Annotated in this window: 6 protein-coding genes; 1 reads left to right on the plus strand and 5 read right to left on the minus strand. The window is 42.9% G+C overall.

What is annotated here, in order from left to right:
• Positions 1 to 7: 7 nt before the first annotated feature.
• The gene (locus AC1DV1_RS22410; protein WP_477363723.1) at positions 8 to 283 is read left to right on the plus strand and encodes a UBP-type zinc finger domain-containing protein; all 276 of its coding nucleotides are present in this window, start codon (positions 8 to 10) and stop codon (positions 281 to 283) included.
• A gap of 111 nt (positions 284 to 394) precedes the next feature.
• Here AC1DV1_RS22410 and AC1DV1_RS22415 read toward each other — a convergent pair whose 3' ends face one another.
• The 5 genes from AC1DV1_RS22415 to AC1DV1_RS22435 all read right to left on the minus strand — a co-directional run bounded on the left by AC1DV1_RS22415 (position 395) and on the right by AC1DV1_RS22435 (position 5,740).
• A complete protein-coding gene (locus AC1DV1_RS22415) occupies positions 395 to 826 on the minus strand; it encodes a DoxX family protein (protein WP_477363726.1) in 432 nt (143 codons plus the stop codon).
• A 429-nt stretch (positions 827 to 1,255) separates the two neighbouring features.
• Positions 1,256 to 1,927, minus strand: a complete 672-nt coding sequence (locus AC1DV1_RS22420) for a DUF4291 domain-containing protein (RefSeq protein WP_477363729.1) — start codon at positions 1,925 to 1,927, stop codon at positions 1,256 to 1,258.
• A gap of 30 nt (positions 1,928 to 1,957) precedes the next feature.
• Positions 1,958 to 2,941 carry a sugar phosphate isomerase/epimerase family protein gene (locus tag AC1DV1_RS22425; RefSeq protein ID WP_477363732.1) on the minus strand — a complete coding sequence of 328 codons (984 nt, stop codon included), beginning with the start codon at positions 2,939 to 2,941 and terminating at the stop codon, positions 1,958 to 1,960.
• A 76-nt stretch (positions 2,942 to 3,017) separates the two neighbouring features.
• Positions 3,018 to 3,506: a hypothetical protein gene (locus AC1DV1_RS22430; RefSeq protein ID WP_477363735.1), complete on the minus strand. Its 489-nt coding sequence runs from the start codon at positions 3,504 to 3,506 to the stop codon at positions 3,018 to 3,020.
• A 41-nt stretch (positions 3,507 to 3,547) separates the two neighbouring features.
• Entirely contained in the window at positions 3,548 to 5,740 is a 2,193-nt protein-coding gene (locus AC1DV1_RS22435) for a penicillin acylase family protein (RefSeq protein ID WP_477363739.1), read from the minus strand.
• Between the last annotated feature and the right edge of the window lie 328 nt (positions 5,741 to 6,068).

A 6,068-nucleotide genomic window follows, 5' to 3' on the forward strand; every position in this document is an offset into this window, starting at 1 on the left:
ACACAACATGCAAAACGACGACGAAATATGCCAGCATCTGGCGGCAATTACCGATATTAAACAACCGCAGGATTACCTGTGCGAAGAGTGCATTAAAACACATTCATCATGGATGCACCTGCGCACCTGCCAAATCTGCGGTGTTACGCTATGCTGCGATAGCTCGCCCAATACCCATATGACCAAACATTTTGAAGCCACCGGCCACCCGGTAGTAATATCGGCCGAGCCCGGCGAAAGATGGCTATGGTGCTATGTGGATGAAGCAGTGACGGGTTATTAGATGTGCGGATTTCAGATGTGCAAATGAAGCTTCACATTCCGTGTGGCAAATCTCAAATGCGCAACTCAAATCATCTGAAATCTGCACATTTGAAATCTGCACATCTAAAAACTATCCTTCCAGGTACCTATCCAACGAAATTGGGCCGGAGCCTAAAATGGTGAACATTACCAGGAGGATTAATGCGGTTACAGATGGCCATTCCAGTGTGTTTATGGGTTCCTTGAAAATGCCTGTTAAAAACACCGCGCCTAATACAATAGGGATCTGGAAAATAGATGCCAGCCGGGTAAATATCCCAAGTGTTATCAGGATGCCGCCTATCATATGAGCAAAGGTTACGTAATAAACCAAAACCATCAATACGCCGGGCGAAAGATCAACAACATCCTGGCTTTCGATCAGATCGCGTAGATAAGTCGTATTTTCCATAAAGGCTACGCCTTTCAGCAATAAAAATACCCCAAGCGCAATGCGTACAAGATCAAGGAATTTAGGGTGATGTGTATCGCCCCAATGTTCAATTTTATGAACTACGTTCATGACAGCCTCCTTATTTTTAAAGGTATAATTGGTTTTAGTAACCAGGTGGCTTGCAGGGAGAATAATGCGACTTGGTTACGCTATATAAATATAGTAACAAACTTGTGGTAATTGCAAATTGTTTTTATTCGGAATTCAAGGCAAATGCAAAGAGATTGGGTTAACATAACTTAACACATTTCAGGTTTAAAATGTTATAAAATACTAATAATCAACATTTTATATTTTATTCATGGTTAACACTAAAAATGATATTTTACGTAATGTAAACGCATCTAAATTTTGGTGCCTGATCCTGGTTGAAACAGGTATCGAAGCGACCTGTTTCAACCAGGATCAGGCAATAAACAGAGGTCATCGTTTGATGCTAATATCTTCCTGGCATAATTGGCTTACTCCGTTGTTTATAGTTATAATTCTCAACAAAATCTATCTTTCTATACCTACCCTGTCATTCAAAGCAGCATCGCCGGTTTTAAATGCAGTTTCAAATGGCACTAATAGTTCATCCAGGCGGCCGGCATCTAACAATTGTTTCTGCAGCTTTACAAAATCTGTTACATCCTCAATTTTCCTGATTTGATGTTTGCCAAAATCTTCCAGCATTTTCCCTTTTAAACCCAATTGAATAGCGCGGCGTTGCAGCTTATTCCCGTAAGGGTCATGATCGGGGTCCCATTGCAGGCGCACTTCCTTTTGATCCAGGTCGGCCCTCCATTGTGCGTGGCTTTCGTAATATTTAGGACTAAATGAAGATATGGCTGCTTCACCCAGGATTTTCTCTAAATCTGTCTTTTGAATCCACAGCGCAAGTACCCTTTCCTGGCTTTTTTTTTCGGCCCAGCCGCAGCGGTACATCATCCATAAAAAGTTAGGCTTTATCCACGACATCCGGCTATAACTATAATGGTTGCCGCCGAGGAATTGATTTTCTACGGCAAAATCGGCAATGTGATGATTATAAGCCTGGTAAACAACAATAAGATCTTCGGTTTGGTGGCCTAACAAGTGCTGGCCGTTTTTGGGTAGGCGTTGGATACTATCCTGGTATAATTCGGTTATGATGTGTAGTGGATTGTTTTTTGTTAAATTGGTATTCATTAATGTATTGTATATTCTTATTTTGATCTTTTACAGATCATATTCCTTTAGCCATCCTCTTAGGGTGGCCAGGTCTTTTTTCACAGCAGTTGTAAACGCTTCCCTGCTTATCGTTAATTGTTTGGCGCCATCCTGCGCGCCGCCAAGCTCGTATTCGCAGTGCAGGCTCATGGGGCCGTTTATTTTTTGTTCCTTTAATATACGAAAATATTTTGGAAAATCCACCATACCCTCGCCCAAAGGCACACTTTTCACCTGCCATTTGCCATCTTTTTTGTCCCAGTAAAAATCTTTTACATTGGTGGTTTTAATGCGCGGTATAAGTGTTTGGATAGATGTTGGCCAGGTGTCGGCTCCTTCGGTAGTGGCATGCCTTACGTCGTACTGGCAGCCAATAAAATCAGGATTGGTTCCCTCCATCCCCAGCCAAAGATCCCAAACCGAAGCGCCAAATAACTCGCCCGAATGATTTTGATAAGCACCGTGCATGTTATATTGCCTGTTAAGGGCCTCAAGCGCCTTAAACTGCTTGTTTATCGCCTTCAGGTTATCGGGAATGCTGATGCTTTTATCATAATCCAACCAGGCCATCCGGTAGTACTTAATTCCCAATGCCGATGCAGCCTTTAAAATATCATGGGTGTATTTTTCATCGGGCGATTTGATGTTGGTTACAATGGTATAAACTTTTAAACCCGCGCGCTCAACCGCTGCAACAGCTTTTGGCAGATCAGTAGCCACATGCTCCGGCGATACGTGCCCGTCGGGCCTTACCGTCAGGTCTACTCCATCAAAGCCCATATCAGCCGCCAATGAGGCCATATCCGCGTATTTGAGCCAATGCAAATGCTTGGAGAAAATGCTTACTTTAATTTTTCCGGGGGAAGATTGAGCGAGATCGCCACTATTTAAGCTTCCGGGTAGCGATAGTCCTTTGGCGTTTAAACCTAATGCCATACCGGCGGTTGCCATTGTAGCTGCAGCTATAAACTTTTTGCGGCTGATATTTTCCATAAGCTTTATAAATTGGTATTGCAATATACCAAAAGCCGGATGGAATTTTCAGATAGCTTAAATCGAAATGCCTTTATCAATCAAAGCCTACATACTCTTTTTGTTTAACCTCTACGTAGCCGGCGGTATTATCGCGGCTGATATACATCACGATATGAAAAAAATCGTTATCAAACTGGTAAATGTTGTTTATCGTATCGGCCCCCTGGAATTTCATGGGCAGGCCCTGGCTTTTTGCCTGTGAAATCAAATGGAAAATTTGTTCAGTGCGAGATGTTTTATAGGTTACGGTACGTAATATGGCTCCGCTGCTTAATTTCAAAGCTACCCCAATATCTACCGATTCTTGTTTTTTTTCGGCATCTGTTTTACTCAAATGCTCAATGGTATTACCATCAAGTTCCTGGGTATAGGCCTTTTTAAAGCCTTTTGCTAAAACCAGGTATTTGTGCGCATCGGCGTTTGTTAGGTTGGTTAAATTGGTAAGGTCATTAACTGTTATGCTTTGCCCAAACAGGTTGGCACCGCAAAAACATAATAAAGCCACAAACAGGAACTTTTTCATTTTTGTTATTGTATCCAAATATACTTTTTTCTGCAACTAAATTAACTGCCCGGATGATAGCTTTTACTTACGTGTTTCAGCACATCTTCGCGGTAAAATAACACATCTTTAAACTTACCCTCAATAATACCCCGCGCCTGGTCGGTAAAGTTTTTTGATGCGGCATCAAATGACTGCCCGCCGGTCATGATACTTTTAGCCTTTATCTTCGGGCCAAATTCAACTGCGGCTACAAAACTATTGCCCGAGTAACCATACCTTTTCAAAGTATTTACCGTACGGCTCTGGAACGACGGCAATTGCCCAAACCCCGAGCCGGTTAAACCCACCGGGATACTCGGCAGCTTATCATCAAAGGTTGTGCCATCGGCGGGCCGCTGGTAGCGGTTCATATCGCCCCAATTTACCTGCCAAGTCCCAAAACGGCTTTGCAGGTTTTTCATAACAGCGCTTAAAAGCTCCAGTTGCTGCTTGCCCGGGGTTGCATCGGCCAGTGTTTTAATGCGGCGTGTGATAAAAGCACTTTCCTGGTCGGTTTTAGGCGGAGGGAGTAATTTAAGCATGGCCGTACCCCATTCAATAGCCAGTGAGCTTGCTACCGAATTGGCCGCCGTGCGCTTATCCCACTGCTTCAATATTAATATAGCATCTGATATTGAATGCTTTAATGAATCAGGAGCTTCATCATAAGCCTTGAATAGTGCGGGCAGTAAATCGTCAAAGGCAGCCAGGTAGTGGTCATATCCTTTTGCTATAAGGCCATCCAGTGTAAGGCCGTTAGCATTCTTTAATATGTTAATGGCCGTAACCGCACGGTAATTTTCGCCGTCGGGTGCCATATAAGCCGGGTATTTACTTTTATCCGGACTGCTTGCACCGGCATCAGTAAATGGCGTCGAATTACAATTTTGAATCCAGCCGGTAGCGGGGTTTGTGGTGGTTACTATTTCGTTTAAGCGATGAACACCTTGCCATTCAGTAGCGGAAGTAGTACCGTCAACGGGTAAACTCCAGTCATATTTGGGGTCGCGTTTGGGGATATAATTGCCATACCAAAAAATGGTGTTGCCCTTATCATCGGCATAAACAGTGGCGTTGGTGGCGTTGGATACCAGGTCCATGGCTTTTTTGTACTCGGCCAGGTTGTTGGCCTTCGTTATCTGCCATGATTCAACCAGCGCGTTATATGAGCGATTATTGGCCCTTAGCGCCAGCCATTTGCCGTCGCGGCTGCCTACTACCGGGCCATGATGGGTATAGTAGCCGGTTATTGTTTTTGGTTCAAGCTTATCGCCTTTTTTGATATTGATAACCAATTTACGTTCGGTAACGGGTTTAAGGGTGCCGTTGTACTCGTACAACCACGTGCCGTCTTTTTTTACCATTTTTTCGGCATACAGGTCGGCTACATCGGCGTAGCTGCTGGTGTGCATCCAGCCGCAGTGTTCGTTAAAACCCTGGTATATAAAAAACTGGCCCCAGGTTACTGCGCCGTAGGCGTGCAAACCTTCTTCGCTAACCAGTTCCACCTCGCTGCGGAAATAAAAGGGCACATGCGGATTAATATACAACAAAGCATGCCCCGAAGCCGACCTCGAAGGAGAGATAGCAAACCCGTTCGATCCTGTTTCGCGTTCATTCACAAATTCATAAACTTTGACCGGGCCATTTGGAACGTAACCCAGTTTGTCGCCGCCATTTATATAAAACTCTTTTGTTTCATCCAGCTTAATGCCCCCTGTTTCGGTGGCGGCTACGCTTCCATCGGTAAACATCAGCGCGTACCAGGGCTCAAAATGCTTAAATACTTTGGGTTTTACTTCGGGATGTTTGTACAGGTAATAATTTATACCATCGGCAAAAGCATCCAATAGTTTCCTGAAAGCCGGGGCGCTTGTTTTATAATCATTGATAGCATCTGCGCTATCGGCAATTAATTGTAACTGAATATCGGTAGCCAGGCTATTTTCACCATCCACTTCGGTTTGTTTGCCAAACTGGTAAAGGTAATTGCGTTCAATCCCCTTAAAATTATCTTCGCACTGCGCATACATCAACCCAAAAACTGCGCTGGCGTCGGTTTTTCCATAAATATGCGGTACGCCGTAATTATCGCGGATGATAGTTACCGTATTAGCCAAATTTTCAGCCCGTTTAATTTCTCTCAGGTTAATTTTTTGAGCAGATACAAACAACGAAGAAAATAATAAAATAAAGATTAAATTCAATTTCATGGTAACAAATATTTTACCTGGGCATCTAAGTAAATAAAGTAACGTTAGATAGACATTTATTAATAATATGCGGTAAATTTGAACGTTTAAACGCAATATTTATATTGTATCTTCGTTTGCTTTAAATTATTCGCAATTTATTGGCGCAAGGTTAAATATAAAGCTGTTTAAAAGCTGCTGACACAATATAATAAAAAAATTGTTTATCGGTTATTACATCGGTAAATATATAAGAGCTTAGATAATCATCTTGCATGAGATCTGAGGTTTAGTTGATACAATATCACGTGAGAAATGATATTGCCGTGCGTTCCGGGGTGAGATACGG

The sequence above is a fragment of the Mucilaginibacter sp. P4_D1 genome, assembly GCF_056401935.1.